15 protein-coding genes and 2 tRNA genes are annotated in these 14,874 nt (G+C 63.9%); 14 read left to right on the top strand and 3 right to left on the bottom strand.

The window, feature by feature from the left end:
* Nucleotides 1-34 precede the first annotated feature (34 nt).
* The 9 genes from gyrA (at nucleotide 35) to ACXR2T_RS06685 (ending at nucleotide 8,761) form a co-directional block, all read left to right on the top strand.
* A complete protein-coding gene (gene gyrA / locus ACXR2T_RS06725) occupies nucleotides 35-2,611 on the top strand; it encodes a DNA gyrase subunit A (RefSeq protein WP_458817098.1) in 2,577 nt (858 codons plus the stop codon).
* The gene (locus ACXR2T_RS06720; RefSeq protein ID WP_458817100.1) at nucleotides 2,604-3,011 is read left to right on the top strand and encodes a DUF3566 domain-containing protein; all 408 of its coding nucleotides are present in this window, start codon (nucleotides 2,604-2,606) and stop codon (nucleotides 3,009-3,011) included. Before gyrA ends, ACXR2T_RS06720 begins: the two co-directional genes overlap by 8 nt.
* 96 nt (nucleotides 3,012-3,107) lie before the next feature.
* Nucleotides 3,108-3,181 (top strand) — tRNA-Ile (locus ACXR2T_RS06715).
* Between the two features lie 51 nt (nucleotides 3,182-3,232).
* A tRNA-Ala gene (locus ACXR2T_RS06710) sits at nucleotides 3,233-3,308 on the top strand.
* A gap of 134 nt (nucleotides 3,309-3,442) precedes the next feature.
* A complete protein-coding gene (locus ACXR2T_RS06705) occupies nucleotides 3,443-4,885 on the top strand; it encodes a sensor histidine kinase (protein WP_458838589.1) in 1,443 nt (480 codons plus the stop codon).
* Nucleotides 4,873-5,592 carry a response regulator gene (locus ACXR2T_RS06700; RefSeq protein WP_458838588.1) on the top strand — a complete coding sequence of 240 codons (720 nt, stop codon included), beginning with the start codon at nucleotides 4,873-4,875 and terminating at the stop codon, nucleotides 5,590-5,592. Before ACXR2T_RS06705 ends, ACXR2T_RS06700 begins: the two co-directional genes overlap by 13 nt.
* Nucleotides 5,589-6,575, top strand: a complete 987-nt coding sequence (locus ACXR2T_RS06695) for a DUF4097 family beta strand repeat-containing protein (RefSeq protein WP_458838587.1) — start codon at nucleotides 5,589-5,591, stop codon at nucleotides 6,573-6,575. Before ACXR2T_RS06700 ends, ACXR2T_RS06695 begins: the two co-directional genes overlap by 4 nt.
* Before the next feature lie 287 nt (nucleotides 6,576-6,862).
* A complete protein-coding gene (locus ACXR2T_RS06690) occupies nucleotides 6,863-7,897 on the top strand; it encodes an alpha/beta hydrolase (RefSeq protein ID WP_458838586.1) in 1,035 nt (344 codons plus the stop codon).
* Nucleotides 7,898-7,966: 69 nt separating this feature from the next.
* Nucleotides 7,967-8,761, top strand: coding sequence for an NUDIX hydrolase (locus ACXR2T_RS06685; RefSeq protein ID WP_458816222.1), 795 nt, complete (start codon nucleotides 7,967-7,969; stop codon nucleotides 8,759-8,761).
* Nucleotides 8,762-8,917: 156 nt separating this feature from the next.
* On the opposite strand, the gene ACXR2T_RS06680 is transcribed toward ACXR2T_RS06685, so the two are convergent.
* Nucleotides 8,918-9,418 (bottom strand): DNA/RNA helicase, encoded by a 501-nt coding sequence (locus ACXR2T_RS06680; RefSeq protein ID WP_458816220.1) that lies wholly within the window; start codon nucleotides 9,416-9,418, stop codon nucleotides 8,918-8,920.
* Nucleotides 9,419-9,512: 94 nt separating this feature from the next.
* Between ACXR2T_RS06680 and ACXR2T_RS06675 the strand changes: the two genes are divergently transcribed.
* Together ACXR2T_RS06675 and ACXR2T_RS06670 are read left to right on the top strand one after the other, a co-directional pair.
* Entirely contained in the window at nucleotides 9,513-10,022 is a 510-nt protein-coding gene (locus tag ACXR2T_RS06675) for a peptidylprolyl isomerase (protein WP_458816218.1), read from the top strand.
* A 9-nt stretch (nucleotides 10,023-10,031) separates the two neighbouring features.
* Complete coding sequence (locus ACXR2T_RS06670) at nucleotides 10,032-10,955, top strand: rhomboid family intramembrane serine protease (RefSeq protein ID WP_458838585.1); 924 nt, start codon at nucleotides 10,032-10,034, stop codon at nucleotides 10,953-10,955.
* Nucleotides 10,956-11,102: 147 nt separating this feature from the next.
* On the opposite strand, the gene ACXR2T_RS06665 is transcribed toward ACXR2T_RS06670, so the two are convergent.
* The gene (locus ACXR2T_RS06665) at nucleotides 11,103-11,387 is read right to left on the bottom strand and encodes a cell division protein CrgA (protein ID WP_458816214.1); all 285 of its coding nucleotides are present in this window, start codon (nucleotides 11,385-11,387) and stop codon (nucleotides 11,103-11,105) included.
* A gap of 58 nt (nucleotides 11,388-11,445) precedes the next feature.
* Here ACXR2T_RS06665 and ACXR2T_RS06660 point away from each other — a divergent pair, with 58 nt between their 5' ends.
* The 3 genes from ACXR2T_RS06660 to ACXR2T_RS06650 are packed head-to-tail and all read left to right on the top strand — an operon-like array spanning nucleotide 11,446 to nucleotide 13,009.
* Nucleotides 11,446-12,216 carry a class E sortase gene (locus ACXR2T_RS06660; protein WP_458816212.1) on the top strand — a complete coding sequence of 257 codons (771 nt, stop codon included), beginning with the start codon at nucleotides 11,446-11,448 and terminating at the stop codon, nucleotides 12,214-12,216.
* Nucleotides 12,216-12,374, top strand: coding sequence for a hypothetical protein (locus ACXR2T_RS06655; protein WP_489945503.1), 159 nt, complete (start codon nucleotides 12,216-12,218; stop codon nucleotides 12,372-12,374). The genes ACXR2T_RS06660 and ACXR2T_RS06655 overlap by 1 nt, the downstream gene beginning before the upstream one ends.
* Nucleotides 12,371-13,009 (top strand): anthranilate synthase component II, encoded by a 639-nt coding sequence (locus ACXR2T_RS06650; protein WP_458816209.1) that lies wholly within the window; start codon nucleotides 12,371-12,373, stop codon nucleotides 13,007-13,009. The genes ACXR2T_RS06655 and ACXR2T_RS06650 overlap by 4 nt, the downstream gene beginning before the upstream one ends.
* A gap of 81 nt (nucleotides 13,010-13,090) precedes the next feature.
* Here ACXR2T_RS06650 and pknB read toward each other — a convergent pair whose 3' ends face one another.
* The gene (gene pknB, locus ACXR2T_RS06645) at nucleotides 13,091-14,779 is read right to left on the bottom strand and encodes a Stk1 family PASTA domain-containing Ser/Thr kinase (RefSeq protein WP_458838584.1); all 1,689 of its coding nucleotides are present in this window, start codon (nucleotides 14,777-14,779) and stop codon (nucleotides 13,091-13,093) included.
* Between the last annotated feature and the right edge of the window lie 95 nt (nucleotides 14,780-14,874).

Here is a 14,874-nt window from a genome sequence, read left to right as displayed (position 1 = left end):
TCGAACCGACAGCAAAGTTGAAAGCAGAAACTCTATGAGCGACGACACAACAACCAACGCACCAGAGGGCGCGGCTAACCCAGCGGGGGAGTACGCAGAAGAAGCGAACCACGGCCGCATCAACCAGGTCGAACTCAAGACCGAGATGCAGCGCTCGTACCTCGACTACGCGATGAGCGTGATCGTGGGCCGCGCACTCCCTGATGTACGCGACGGCTTGAAGCCCGTGCACCGCCGTGTGATCTACACGATGTACGACGGGGGATACCGCCCCGACAAGGCGTTCTCAAAGTGCACGCGCGTTATCGGCGACGTGATGGGCCAGTTTCACCCCCACGGCGACACGGCAGTGTACGACTCTCTCGTGCGTCTGGTGCAGCCCTGGGCGATGCGTTACCCGCTCGCGCTCGGTCAGGGCAACTTCGGCTCACCCGGTAACGACGGCGCGGCAGCACATCGTTACACCGAGACCAAAATGTCGCAGCTCGCCATGGAGATGGTACGCGACATCGACGAAGACACTGTCGACTTTCAAGACAACTATGACGGTCGCACGCAGGAGCCCACCGTGCTTACGAGCCGGTTTCCGAACCTGCTCGTCAACGGCTCCGTCGGTATCGCAGTGGGCATGGCGACCAACATTCCGCCGCACAACCTGCGCGAGGTCTCTGAAGCTGCCATCTGGCACCTTGAGCACCCCGAAGCGACCCGTGAAGAACTACTCGAAGCGCTCATGGAGCGCGTCAAAGGCCCCGATTTTCCGACCGGTGGGCAGATCCTCGGCACCAAGGGGATTCGTGACGCGTACCAAACCGGCCGCGGCTCGATCACGATGCGCGCTGTTGTCAACATTGAAGAGTTGCAAGGCCGCACCTGCCTCGTTGTAACCGAGCTGCCGTACCAGGTCAACCCAGACAACCTTGCAGTCAAGATCGCAGACCTCGTCAAGGAAGGCCGCGTACAGGGCATCGCTGACATTCGCGACGAGACGAGCGGTCGTACCGGCCAACGCCTCGTCATCGTGCTGAAGCGTGACGCGATCGCCAAGGTCGTGTTGAACAACCTGTACAAGCACACCCAACTGCAAGAGAACTTTGGCGCAAACATGCTCGCCATCGTCGACGGTGTGCCCCGCACATTGCCCCTCGACGGCTTCATCACCTACTGGGCGAAGCACCAGATCGAGGTCATCGTACGCCGCACCGAATACCGGCTCAGGAAGGCCGAGGCTGAGGCACACATTCAGCGCGGCTACCTCAAGGCCCTCGATGCGCTCGACGAGGTCATCGCACTGATCCGGCGCTCGCCCACAGTCGACGAAGCTCGCGAGGGCCTGATGGCGCTGCTTGCCGTTGACCAGATTCAGGCCGACGCGATTCTCGGCCTGCAGCTGCGTCGCCTCGCGGCGCTCGAACGGCAGAAGATCCTCGACCTCGCAGCGAAGCTCGAAGCACAGATCGCCGAGTACGAAGCAATTCTCGCATCGCCTGCACAGCAGCGTGGGATCGTCGTCGAAGAGCTGGGGGAGGTCGTGCACAAGTTCGGTGACGAGCGCCGCAGCACGATCCTGCACGGATTCGATGGCGACATGTCGATGGAAGACCTGATTCCAGAGGAAGAAATGGTCGTCACCGTCACGCGCGGTGGATACGTGAAGCGTACGCGCATCGATAACTACCGGTCGCAGCATCGCGGCGGTAAAGGCGTGAAGGGTGCGCAGCTGCGCGCCGACGACATTGTCGAGCACTTCTTTGTCACGACGACGCACCACTGGCTGATGTTCTTCACGAACACGGGCCGGGTGTATCGCGCGAAGACGTACGAGATTCCCGAGGGCGGGCGCGACGCGAAGGGGCAACACCTCGCGAACCTGCTGGCGCTCGCGCCAGACGAGAGCGTTACACAGATTCTCGATGTGCGCGACTACGACGGTGGATTTCTCGTGCTCGCGACGCGTGACGGACTCGTTAAGAAGACAGCGCTCGCGGAGTACGACACGAACCGCACCGGCGGCATCATTGCGATCAAGCTGCGCGAGGGCGATGAGCTCGTTTCGGCCCTGATTGCCGAGTCTGATGACGATGTGCTGCTCGTATCACACCAGGGCATGTCGGTACGCTTTACGGCCTCTGACCAGGCCCTTCGCCCCATGGGGCGCTCGACGAGCGGTGTGCGCGGCATGAACTTTAGGGACGGCGACACGCTGCTGTCTGCGGCCCGCGTGGGTGACAACGAAGAGTTTGTGTTCGTAGTCACCGAGGGTGGCTATGCGAAGCGCACGCACGTGGGAGAGTACCGTGTGCAGAACCGTGGCGGCTATGGCATCAAGGTCGCCAAGCTCGACGAAAACCGTGGCGATCTCGTCGGCGCGTTGATCGTGGACGAGGGCGACGAGGTGCTTGTCGTGCTCGCGAGCGGTAAGGTAGTTCGGTCTGACGTCGCAGAGGTGCCGGCGAAGGGTCGCAATACTATGGGGGTCGTGTTTGCGCGATTCCCAGAGGGTGACCGTATCATTGGCATCGCGCGAAATTCGGAGCGTGGGCTTGAGGAAGAAGAGCCCGTAAGCCCAGCAGCCGAGACCGCTGAGAACGAGGAAAACCTGAATGAGTAACACCGTCGCTGACAAGCTGGCCAAGAAGACACGCAAGAAGGCACCCTCAAAGCAGGTGCGCCTGAAGCTCGTGTACGTCGACTTTTGGTCGGCCGTGAAGTTCTCGTTCTTGGTCTCCATCTGTATGGCGATCGTGAGCGTCGTCTCGGTCATCTTGATTTACACGGTGCTGATGCAGACGAACGTGCTCGAGAACGTCGACCAGGTGTTCATGGACATCGTGGGCGAAGACAACAGCCTCATGAAGCTGATCGGCTTCTCGCAGGTCGCCGGCTTCGCCGTCGTGGTGGGCATTCTCAACACGATCGTGGGCACCGCCCTCGGTGCGATCGCATCGCTCATTTACAATCTGCTGGTGCGCGTGCTGGGCGGATTCCAGCTCGGTTTCACCAGCAACTAAGGTCGCTCTCGGCGGCAGCGCCAAGGTGAACGCGCCCGGAATACGCGTTTGATTTTCATTTTTCAATTCGCTCCGGTAATGTTTACTCTTGGTTAAGGGGCTATAGCTCAGGCGGTTAGAGCGCTTCACTGATAATGAAGAGGTCCCTGGTTCAAGTCCAGGTAGCCCCACCGAAACCCAACGAAATCTCAGTTGAGTTTCTTGCAGTAACAAATGAGTACGGGTCCTTAGCTCAATTGGTAGAGCGCCTGCTTTGCAAGCAGGAGGTCGCGAGTTCGATTCTCGCAGGATCCACCAAAGAAATTAGCCCCGCTCACGAGCGGGGCTTTTTTGTTGCAGTCGAGCTTGATGATCTTCGGTAGGGAAAACCCGAATCGATTGATCTGGCTGCCTCGGTGTCGCGCTCGCGCCCGCGGGCATAGCTTAGAAGCATGACATCTTCAGCCGATCACCAAGCGACGGTGCCGCTGCCAGAAACGCCGCTGCCAGAAACGCCGCTGCCAGAAACGCCGCTGCCAGAAACGCCGCTGCCGCAGGCGGCCGCCGGGGGAGCGAGCGCAGCTTGGCCCGATCCTGCACAGCCACAGCCACAGCCACCGCAGCAGCAAGCGCAGCAAACATGGCAAGCACCGCCCCTGACCCCAACATCGCAGCAGCCGCCACTCGAGGCCCCAACGCAGCAGACTAAGCGCCCCGGCGCCCCGTTTCGCATTGTGCTCTCGATCTTGCAGCTCGCCGCCGTGGGCATCGTTGGATTCGCGGTGCTCGGCATGTTGTTTGGCATGCTCAGCGCTGGCGTGGGGCTCACGTTCTTGCTCGGCCTCGGGCTCGTCATCTTGGTGGGCCTCGTCTACGCTCTGTACGGTCTCGCCTGGTTCGAGACCGAGCGCGTCAGCGGACTCTACGAGCTCGGCGCACCTTCATTGAAGTGGCAGCGCAGCACTGGTCACGGTTTCAAAGCCTGGCTCAAGGCGCTGCTGCGGCAGAGTGTCGATGGCCGCATGTGGCGCGCGATCGCTAACTTCGTCGTCACAAGCGTGCTCGGTGTTGCCCTCCTCGGCCTCGTGCAGTGGTTCATCACCGCGACGGCGTCGATCTTCACGACGACGAGCGTGTGGTGGCAGCCCGGCATCATCGGCGTGTTGCTGAGCGCGGTCGGGGTCGTCGGCGTCGCCCTGCTGCACCGCATCATCGCAGTTGCGATCATTGGGTCGGGGATCGCCGAAGAACAGCTCGAGGCTCAGGTGCTCGTCACCACGCAACAGCGTGAGGGCGCCGTGCGCGCCGCCGACGTCGAGCGCACCCGCATCGAGCGCGACCTGCACGATGGGGTACAGCCACGCCTCGTGTCGGTGGCGATGACGCTGGGGCTCGCGCAGCAGAAGATCGACAGCGAGCCCGAGGCCGCCAAGGCGCTCGTCGCCGAGGCACACACCTCAACGAAGGCCGCCATCACCGAACTGCGCCAGCTCGCCCGCGGCATCTACGCCTCGGTGCTCGACGACCGCGGGCTCGACGCGGCGCTCTCGGCGCTCGCGGCCCGCTCCCACATACCCGTACAGCTTGACGTCCGCGTGAACGAGCGCTGCTCGCGCACCGCCGAGGCCGCGATCTACTTTGCGATCGCAGAGTCGCTCACCAACGCCGCCAAGCACTCGCGAGCGAGCGAGTGCCGGGTCGTCGTGCGCGTGCGCGACGAGGGCATGCTGTGGGCGCGCGTCGAAGACAACGGCATCGGCGGCTCGCGCGTCGTGCCCGGCGGCGGCCTCGACGGCGTCATGAACCGCGTGCTCGCCGCCGGCGGCACGTCGCGCCTCGACAGCCCGCAAGGCGGGCCCACAACCCTGGAAGTGAGCGTGCCATGCGCATCTTGATCTGCGAAGACTCTGTTCTGCTGCGTGAGGGGCTCGTTCGCCTGCTCGAGCACGGCGGCCATGAGGTCGTCGCCGCACTGCCCGACGCACTCGAGGTGATGAGCGCGGTCGAGACGCATGATCCGGATCTTTGCATCCTGGATGTACGCCTACCGCCGAGTTACACCGATGAGGGGATCCGGGCCGCGCACGAGCTGCGCCGCACACGGCCCGCGCTGCCGGTGCTCGTCTTGTCGCAGTACGTCGAGGAGCGGTATGCGAGCGAGATGATCGCAGGGCAGGGGGCCGCGTTTGGGTACCTGCTCAAGGACCGCGTTGCCGACGTGGGGGAGTTCATCGAGTCGGTCGAGCGCATCGCGCAGGGTGCGACGGTGCTCGACCCCGAGGTGGTCGCGCAGCTACTCACGCGGCGTGGGCGTGATGACCGCATGCGGCAGCTCACCGAACGTGAGCGCACGGTGCTCGCCGCGCTCGCCGAGGGGCGCTCGAACCAGTCGATCGCGGCGCTGCTGTTTCTGTCTGAGGCGAGCGTCGAAAAACACATCACCGCGATCTTTCAGAAGCTCGGGCTCGAAGCAGACGGCGGCAACCGTCGCGTGCTCGCCGCGATCGCCCACATCGAAAACACGGGCGGCCACCCGCAACCCTCACCGACTTCACCGACTTCGCAGACCTCACAGTCCTCACAGAGTGGATCAGCACGATGACTACACACAACTTCACGCCCCGTGAAACGCCCCACAACGGCACAGCACAGCAGCCTGGGGCACAGCAGCCCGGCGCAGGGCAGCCCGGCGCCGGCAGAGCGAAACGCTCCACTGCGAGCACCGCGATTCTTGTCACGACCGCAGTGGTGGGTGGCTTCGCGCTACTGGGCGCGGCAGCGTCGGCCGCGTTTGGGCTGCGGGTCGCCGACTCGTGGGGTGAGCAGATCGACTCGAGCTATTCGACCACCTATGCCGACCCAGACGCGGGGTCTTCGGCCGAACTATACGCAGACGCGTTCGACGTCACCAGCATCAACATCGAGGCCGCCGCGAGTGACTTTAGAATCAAGTACGCCGACGATACAGAAGAAGCCATGCTCACAGTGCAGCACGCGCAGCAGGTTGACGCCGATGTTGTGAATGGCTGGACCATGGAGCGCGACGGCGACGAGCTCAACATCGCCCGCAACGGCGGCGGTTGGGGCGCAGACGGCTGTCTGTTTGGCTGTAGCACCCGCCCGGGTGAGAGCCAGATCGTCACGCTGACGCTGCCGAAAGACCTGGGGCTCGAACGTGCAGCAAGCCTCGATGTGACCGTCGAAGCCGGCTCGTTCACGGGCACCGGTTCGTTTGATGAACTCGACCTCGAGCTGAACGCGGGGGAGCTCACATTTACGGGAGACGCCCGCTCAATAGACGTCGATGTCGAGGTGGGCACTGCCCGCGCAGAGGTCACCGACGTCGAAGCGGCGACGGTGACGGTCGCAACGGGAGAAGCGACCGTGAAGCTCACCGGGACGGCACCCGTAAGCACCGAGGTGGAGGCAGAAATGGGCAGCGTGACCCTGCAGCTGCCGACTGAAACCTATCGCGTCGAGACGAACGCCGAGCTCGGTGGCGTCGACAATCGTCTCAAGGTGAGTAAGGACTCGACATACCTGGTGACCGTCGAAGCCTCGCTCGCTGACGTCGTACTCAAGTAGGGCACTTCGCGACGGCGCCAGTCGCGCAGTCGCGCAGTCGGTACACCTCGTCATTCTGCAACCGGTACATCCCGTCATTCTGCGCGAGCGTAGCGAGTCGCAGAATCCATGCGCTGTGGATCCTGCGACTCGTCTGGCGCTGTAGCGCCAGCGCGGATTGCGAAAAACGCTGACGCATTTTTCCTTTGCAATCCGCGCACGCAGGATGACCGGGAGGGGCGTGCGCAGGATGACCGGGTGGGGCTCGAGCCTTCCCCCTGCGCCCAGCCACCCAATATGCTGTCGGCATGACGGTGTGGCGCGAAGATGTTCTGGGTGCAGGGTTTGAATGCACCGACCTCGATCTCGGCGCCGACAGTGAGGGCCCGCTCGTAGCAACGCTCGTGCGGGCTCTGCCAGCTAAACACGGCTGGTTCACCCAAATGTTTCACGGGAAACGTTTGCTCGAAAGCACGCGCGTACTCTACGTGCACGGCTGGTCCGACTACTTCTTTCAGCGCGAGCTGGCTGCCTTCTGGACGAGCCGCGGCGCCAGCTTCTACGCGCTCGACCTGCGCAAGTACGGCCGCAGCCTGCGCGAGGGCCAAACGCCCGGTTACATCGAAGACCTCGACGACTATCACGAAGAAATCGACCAGGCCCTCGAGATCATGCGCGCCGACGCGGGGGAGCGGCACCGCGACGGCAAGCTGATCTTGCTCGGTCACTCCACGGGCGGGCTCGTGCTCAGCCTGTGGGCGAGCAAGCACCCCGGCGGCTGCGACGCGCTCGTGCTCAACAGCCCGTGGCTCGAGTTTCAACTCACGTCGGCGGGCCGGCAACTGCTACGGCCGCTCGTGAACCTGGGCGCCCGAGTCAACGCGCGCGACATTGCGCCACAGATCGACTCGGGGTTCTACTCGCGCGCCCAGCGTGCCGTAATGATGGGCGACGAGTACGCGGCCCTCAACACGCAGTGGCGCCCCGACCGTAGCCACCCCGTGCTCGCGGGCTGGTTGCGGGCGGTGCTGGATGGGCACGAGCAGGTGAGCCAGGGCCTCTTCATCGCCGAACCCATCGCTGTGCTGCTGTCGACGAAGTCGCACCTCACACTGCGCTGGAGCGACGAACTCACGCACGTCGACACCGTGCTCGACGTCGATGAGGTCGCGAAAGCGTCCCTCAGGCTCGGCGCCGAAATGACGATGCTGCGCATCGACGGCGCACTGCACGACACGTTCCTCTCTGCGGCGGCCCCTCGCGCGGCCGCCTACGCCGCCCTCGAACACTGGCTCACCGGCTGGGCGGCGCGCGAGGCTGCTGCGGCAGCTCGCCACGATTGATCCGGATCAATGCCAAGCGCCCGCGCGCGGCCCGACCGCTAAGCGGGCGCGACCAGATAAGCTCAGACCATGGATCTTCGAGTGGCCGCCTACGCGGTGGTAGAACGGCGCGGCAAGATCCTGCTTACCCACTGGCGACGTGGCCACCTGCACGGATGGACGCTGCCGGGCGGTGGCCTCGACGCGGGAGAAGACCCGCGCGATGCCGTCGTGCGAGAAGTATTTGAAGAGACCGGACTTGAGGCCAAGGTTGGCAAGCTGCTGGGCGTCGACTCGCGCGTGATGGTGCGCGAAGAGGTGCCCGAGGGCACTGACCCCGAGCTGCACACGATACGCATTGTGTACCGTGCGACCGTGAAAGATGGCCCGCTGCGCAACGAAATCGGGGGCTCCTCTGATGAGGCCCGGTGGGTGCCACTTGGCGAAATCAAGGGGCTGCGCACGCTGTCGCTCGTGCAGACGAGCCTGCGCATGGCGGGTATTAGCCTGCGCAGGCCGGGTGCGAAGCCAGCGTCAAAGCCGGGCGCTAGTGCAGCAGGCGCTAAGCAGGGGGCTAAACCCGCTGCGAAGCCGGGCGCTAAGCAGGCCGCAAAGTCTGAGGGTAAGCAGGGTCAAAAACCGGGCGCAAAACAGCGAGCGAGAGATAGATCCGGGGCTAAAGATCGACCTGGGGCTAAAGATCGACCTGGCGCGAAGCAGAAGCCGCCCGCCAAACAGGGGCAGCAGCCGGGCACCGGGCCTACAACTACAACTGCCCAGCAGTCGTCGCAGCGACCCCAGCAGGCCCAGCAGGCCCAACAACAGGCTCAGCAGCGCCCGCGGCGACCCAGATCACGCCGCGCCAGTCGGCCCGCCGGCGAATAGCGCCGCGCTCAAGCGGTGCTAGCGCTCGCACGCTGACCCGTTTTCAAGGGGCTCCAAAAAATATGCGCGGCGAGTTCCGCTTATAACTGGCTCATAAACGGAATTCGTCGCGCATATTTTATTGTCGTCGTGGCTGGGTACCCACGACTCACTCCGCTAGTTCTCGGGTGCGATCCACAGCTCGTCGTCGGTGCGCAGCGCCTGCCACAGCGCGTAGCCCACGCCAGCAGCAGCGGCAACGCCCAGGCCGATCGCGATGATGCCGCCGGCGCGAGACTTCTTCTTCTGCGGCTTCAGGTAGCCGCTGCGCTCACCAAAGCCACGTACCTGCTTGGCGGCCTTGGGGTTATCAAGCTCGTCAAGCGTGCGAATAGTGCGCGCGAGTGCGTCTGCAATGATCGGGGTCGACACGCGGCGCACGCTATCTGCCGCGCGACGCGCCGATGCGACACCGCAGTTCACCGCGGGGCGCACCTTCTCGAGCGTCTCATCGACACGAGGAGCGAGGTGCTCATCGCTCAGGTGCTTCGCCTGACGGCCGGCCTCCTGCAGCACATCAGTAGCGTGACCCAGAACGACCCGCTGCTGATCGAGCAGCTCCTGAGTCGTTCCTTTGAGTCGACGCAGCTCGCGGCGGCGCTTCCGTGAGAGTTTCATACCTGTCCTCCTCGATTGGCAGGGCTGTTCCACGAGCGAGTTCGCTCCGTAAACTCCACGCTACACCGAAGGGTGGGCCGCATACACTAGGGGAATGACCAATCACACCTCTGTTGCAACTATTCACACCAACCACGGCGACATCGTCATCAACCTTTTCGGTGACCACGCCCCCAAGACCGTCAAGAACTTTGTCGACCTCGCTGGCAAGGATTTCTACAACGGCGTCATCTTCCACCGCATCATCAAGGACTTCATGATCCAGGGCGGCGACCCCACCGGCACCGGCACCGGCGGCCCCGGCTACAACTTCGACGACGAGATTCACCCCGAGCTCGTGTTCGACCGCAAGTACCAGCTCGCCATGGCGAACGCAGGTAAGCGCCCCGACATGACCGGCCGCCTCGCAGGCACCAACGGTTCACAGTTCTTCATCACGACCACCGCACCCGAGTGGCTCACCGGCAAGCACACCATCTTCGGTGAGGTTGCAGACGAGGCGTCGAAGGCCGTCGTCGAGACGATCTCGGCCGTACCCACCGGCGCCATGGACCGCCCCGTCGAAGATGTCGTGATCTCAAGCATCGACATCGTCGAGGCCTAAGGCACACCCTTGGCAGGCGAACCGACCTATGGTGAGCGCGTAGCTTACGGACCGAACGACGTCTGCTATCGGCACCCCGGCGCTCACAGTTTCACGCTGTGCCAGCGCTGCGGCCGCACCATCTGCGCGAACTGCCAGGTGGTGTCGGCCGTGGGGGTGCTGTGCCCCGAGTGCACGCGCCAGATGCAGCCCTCGGGCAAGCAGCGGGCCACGCGTAAGGCACGGGTAGCGGGCCGCCGCATCGCGGCACTCGACACCCCGGTGACGTACGCGATCATGGCGCTGTGCGTGCTCGTGTACCTTGCGCAGCTCGCGACCCACTACTTCGGCTCAGACGAGGTAACGCGAGCGCTGTGGTACGCGCCGCTGTACTCACTGCCGCCGGCTGAACTACCGCCCGGCCTGGGCTTTGAGCCCTGGCGCATGCTGACCTCGACGTTCACGCACTCGACCGGCTTCATATTTCACATCCTGTTTAATATGTACGCGCTGTGGCTGTTTGGCCGCAATCTCGAGGAGATGCTGGGCAAGGCGCGGTTCGCCGCGCTCTACCTCATTGCGGGGCTCGGCGGGTCGCTCGGCGTGATGTTGTGGTCGTACGCAGACCCTCAGGCCCTATCCATGCCAACGGTGGGCGCCTCGGGCGCCATCTTCGGTGTGCTGGGCGCCACGCTCGTGGCCTACCGCGCGGCGCGCGTCAACATCACGTCGCTCCTCGTGCTCGTTGCGATCAACTTTGGCATCGGGCTGATTCCCGGCGCCAACATCTCGTGGCAGGCACACCTGGGCGGCCTGATTGCGGGCGCTGCGACCATGTGGGTGCTGCTCAACATGCGCGGCCGCTCGGCGCGTAGCCGCGGCCTCGCGCTCGGCGGCATCGCTGCGGCGCTCGTACTCGCGAGCTTCGCGTTCTTTGTGGTGCCGGTGCTCTAGCGCCGGATCCCTGGGGTGCGCAGCAAGCACGCACAAAACACTGAAGGGCCCGGAGGAAACTCCGGGCCCTTCAGTGTTATCCACAGGTTTGTCCCCACCTGGGGAGGAATTACAGCCGTGTGATTTAGAAGACTTGAGCGGTGAAGATTACTTCCACCACGGGGTCATGAGAAAGCCCACGAGCACGAGGCCGAAGCCGACAAAGATGTTGCCCTCGCCCAGCATGGGAATAGGCAGGGGAGTAGGCATCGCGCTCGTGACGTAGTAGAGCACGATCCAGACAAGCCCAAGCAGCATGAAGCCGAACATTACCGGCTTGAACCACACCGGGTTGGGCGCGTCTTTGCGGGCCTCCTGGCGTTCGAGGCGGGCCTGCGCCTTAGCAAGGTCGCCCGACTTGTGCTTGTCTACGTTTTTTCCAGCAGCTGACATGCTCTGAGTCTACCCGGAACGGAGCTTAAGATACGCGCCAGCGCCCTAGACTGGAGGGGTGAAACAGAAGCGTGAGGGCCGCGTGCGCCGTGCGAGGTTAAGCCCGCTAACGGTGATCGGCGAGCTGCTGCTGGTGGCGGGCCTCGCCGTTTTCGGCTACATCGTGTGGCAGCCATGGCACACGGGCGTCACCGTGACCGCGAAGCAGACCGAACTGTCTGCCAGCGACTCGGCGAAGTGGGACGAGGCTCCCGTGAGCGAGTGGGACGGCGTCGTGCCCGTCGCTACCGCTCCCGCCGCCTCAGAGGTGTTCGCGGTGCTGCACGTGCCCGCGTTCGGTACGACCTACGCCAACCGCGTCGCCGAGACCACAGACTGGTGGACGGTGCTCAACCTCGACGAGAAGGGCATCGGTCACTACGAGATGACGCAGATGCCCGGTGAGCCGGGCAATTTCGTGCTCGCGGGGCACCGATCCGGCCCTCTCATTAACTCGTTTCGCGAGGTGATGAACCTGCGCGTGGGTGACCCCCTGTTCGTCGAGACCGCCGAGGGCTGGTACACGTACCGCTACCGGTCGACCGAGTATGTGCTGCCCGACGAGGTTGATGTGCTCAACCCATTTCCGCGTCTCGAGGCGGCCGTGGGCGACGACCAGATTCTGACCCTCACGACGTGCCATCCCAAGATGGCGGGCAGCGATGAGCGCGCGATCGCGTATTCGGTGTTCGAGGGTTTTCAGCCGCGCAGCCAAGGCCCGCCGGCCGAGCTTGTCGCGCTGAACCCGACCATGGAGGCGACGCAGGCCAAGAGAGGTGACCAAGAGTAATGTTCTCGATGCTGTGGCGATTTTTTCCCGGGCCCGCGTGGCTGCGCGTGATCGTGCTGCTGGTGGCCCTCGCGGCGGTCGTGTACGCCCTTATTGAATATGTGTACCCGTGGGTTGCGCTGCAGCTCCCTGAAGAAGAAGTGACGGTCGGAACATGACACGCATTTTGGTGATCGATAACTACGACAGCTTCGTCTATACGATCGCGGGGTACCTGCAGCAGCTTGGCGCGAGCGTGCACGTGATTCGTAACGACGACCTGAGCGTGGGCGAGCTTGAGCACTCGCTCGCCGAGTTCGATGGGGTGCTTGTGTCGCCCGGGCCGGGCACGCCCGCTGAGGCTGGTCTGTCGATTCCCATGATCGAGATCGCGCTGCGCACCGGCGTGCCACTTCTGGGGGTCTGCCTGGGGCACCAGGCGATCGCCGAGGCGCTCGGTGCGACGGTGACGCACGCCGAAGAGCTGATGCACGGCAAGGTGTCGCGCGTGCACCACACGGGCGACGTGTTCTTTGCGGGCGTGCCCGACTGGTTTGACGCGACCCGGTACCACTCGCTCGCTGTCGTGCGCGACACTGTGCCCGAGGTGCTGGAGATTACCGCTGAAACCGAGAACGGCATCGTGATGGCGTTGCGGCACCGCGAGCGGCCCATTTTTGGCGTGCAGTACCACCCCGAGTCGGTGCTCACCGAGGGCGGCTACCAGCAGTTTGGCAACTGGCTTGAGATTGTGGGCGTGAAGGGCGCAGCGGAGCGCGCCAAGGCGCTCTCGCCGCTCATTACCGCCCAGTAGCGCGGTCGCCCACGTAAAGAAGCCCTGCACGCTATCAACGAGGTAGCGTGCAAGGCTTCTTTATGAGTCTGCGGGCGGCTGTTAGCCCGAGCAGTACTTGAGCTCGAGCTTGGTGCCCTGCTCCTGCGTACCCACAACTGACTGCGAGATGATCGGAAAGCTCGGCTCCATGGGGCACGGCTCATCGGTGTAGGTCACCTCGATGCCCAGGCCGTCGAGCGTCGACTTCGTGAAGTCGAGCGGCTGGCCCTGCACATCGGGAATCTGAATGAACCCGCTCGAGACGCGAATCTCGACGCTCGAGCCCGACTCGAGCTTCGTACCGGGCTCGGGCACGACACCCAGCACGCGGTCTTTCTTTTGCACCGGATCATCGACCGTCGTCACCAAGCCCACAGTGAGCCCCAGGTCTTCGATGGCCTTCGTGTACTCGGTCACTGACATGCGGTCGATCTCGGGCACAGTGGCGGTCACCGGGCCGGTCGAAATGAACACCTGAATCGTGTCGCCCACGTTGAGCATCGTGCCCGGTTTCGGGTCGGTGCCAATGACGTGGCCCGCGGCGATCTCTTCGTTCGTCTTTTCAACCTGAATCGGTTTGAGGTCTTGCGCTTTGAGCGTGTCGAGCGCCGTCGTGCGCGGCACATCTTCGAGCACGGGCACCTCGCGTGAGGTGTCTGGCAGAAACTGCTGTGGCGCGAGTGTTACGAGCCAAAACACGACGGCGATAATGACGGCACCGACGGTGAGGATCCCCGCCCAGGTCCACATGACCGGCGGGCGGCTCTGGGTGCGGGTGCCGCCACCCTCTGCCAGCTGGCGCAGCGCAAGGTCTGACTCAGAGACCTCCTCGCCGCCTGAAAAGAGCAGCGCGTCTTGACCGGGTACGGTGAGCTTAGGCATTTCGCCGCTCGCGGCGGTGCGCAGTGCGTCACGAAACTCAGCGGCGGTCTGAAACCGCTTTGCGCGGTCCTTTGCAAGACCGTAGAGCACTACCCGGTCGAGTTCAGGGGGCACGTTAGCGTTGATCTCGCTGGGTGGTGTGGGCCGCTCGCTGACATGCTGGTAGGCGACGGCCACCGCGGTGTCACCGCGGAAGGGCACTTCGCCCGCGAGCAGTTCGTACAGCAAGATCGCCGTGGAATACAGGTCGGTGCGAGCGTCGATCGACTCGCCCTTGGCCTGCTCGGGCGAAAAGTACGCCGCGGTACCCAAAATGGCGGTCGTCTGCTGCAGCGTCGACGACGTCTCTGAGACGGCGCGGGCAATACCAAAATCCATCACCTTGACCTGGCCGGTCGTGGTGATCATGATGTTGGCGGGCTTGATGTCGCGGTGCACGATGCCGGCACGGTGTGAGTATTCGAGCGCCGTCAACACCGAGTCGACGACGCGGCAGATCTCGGCCTGCGTCAGCTCTGACTCTGCGGCGAGCTGGCGTAGGTTGGTGCCCTCGACGTACTCCATCACAATGAAGGGCAACTGCTTGGGGCCGTCGGCCGTCTGAATCAGGTCGGCGCCGGCGTCGAAGACGCGCACGACGGTTGGGTGGGCCATGCGTGAGGCCGAGCGAGCCTCCTGGCGAAAGCGTGAGCGAAACTGTTCATCATGTGCCAGATCGGCCTTCATGATCTTGATCGCTACCTGGCGACCGAGCTTCGTGTCCGTGCCGCGGTAGACGGTGGCCATGCCACCCTGGCCGATGAACTCACCGATGGCGTAGCGCCCAGCGAGGATCCGCTGCCCGCCGGCGTCGGTCGTCTCAGCCATATCCACCTCTTCTGTGCTCATTGGACTGCTCTAAGTGTAGTGGGCTGGCGCTGGGCGACACCTACAACAGGCCGCGCGGGTCGCGCGGCCTGTTG

It is taken from the genome of Leucobacter faecis (assembly GCF_054456635.2).
Note: the sequence above shows the minus strand (reverse complement) of the source record. Positions and strands in the feature narration are given on the sequence as shown.

What these genes read in the sequence shown, in the direction of transcription:
- ACXR2T_RS06665 (WP_458816214.1), bottom strand. Translation starts at nt 11,387, where the DNA reads ATGTCAGCTGCTGGAAAAAACGTAGACAAGCACAAGTCGGGCGACCTT.
- ACXR2T_RS06655 (WP_489945503.1), top strand. Translation starts at nt 12,216, where the DNA reads ATGTTCTCGATGCTGTGGCGATTTTTTCCCGGGCCCGCGTGGCTGCGC.
- ACXR2T_RS06690 (WP_458838586.1), top strand. Translation starts at nt 6,863, where the DNA reads ATGACGGTGTGGCGCGAAGATGTTCTGGGTGCAGGGTTTGAATGCACC.
- ACXR2T_RS06680 (WP_458816220.1), bottom strand. Translation starts at nt 9,418, where the DNA reads ATGAAACTCTCACGGAAGCGCCGCCGCGAGCTGCGTCGACTCAAAGGA.
- ACXR2T_RS06700 (WP_458838588.1), top strand. Translation starts at nt 4,873, where the DNA reads ATGCGCATCTTGATCTGCGAAGACTCTGTTCTGCTGCGTGAGGGGCTC.
- ACXR2T_RS06695 (WP_458838587.1), top strand. Translation starts at nt 5,589, where the DNA reads ATGACTACACACAACTTCACGCCCCGTGAAACGCCCCACAACGGCACA.
- ACXR2T_RS06720 (WP_458817100.1), top strand. Translation starts at nt 2,604, where the DNA reads ATGAGTAACACCGTCGCTGACAAGCTGGCCAAGAAGACACGCAAGAAG.
- gyrA (WP_458817098.1), top strand. Translation starts at nt 35, where the DNA reads ATGAGCGACGACACAACAACCAACGCACCAGAGGGCGCGGCTAACCCA.
- pknB (WP_458838584.1), bottom strand. Translation starts at nt 14,779, where the DNA reads ATGGCTGAGACGACCGACGCCGGCGGGCAGCGGATCCTCGCTGGGCGC.
- ACXR2T_RS06705 (WP_458838589.1), top strand. Translation starts at nt 3,443, where the DNA reads ATGACATCTTCAGCCGATCACCAAGCGACGGTGCCGCTGCCAGAAACG.
- ACXR2T_RS06685 (WP_458816222.1), top strand. Translation starts at nt 7,967, where the DNA reads ATGGATCTTCGAGTGGCCGCCTACGCGGTGGTAGAACGGCGCGGCAAG.
- ACXR2T_RS06675 (WP_458816218.1), top strand. Translation starts at nt 9,513, where the DNA reads ATGACCAATCACACCTCTGTTGCAACTATTCACACCAACCACGGCGAC.
- ACXR2T_RS06650 (WP_458816209.1), top strand. Translation starts at nt 12,371, where the DNA reads ATGACACGCATTTTGGTGATCGATAACTACGACAGCTTCGTCTATACG.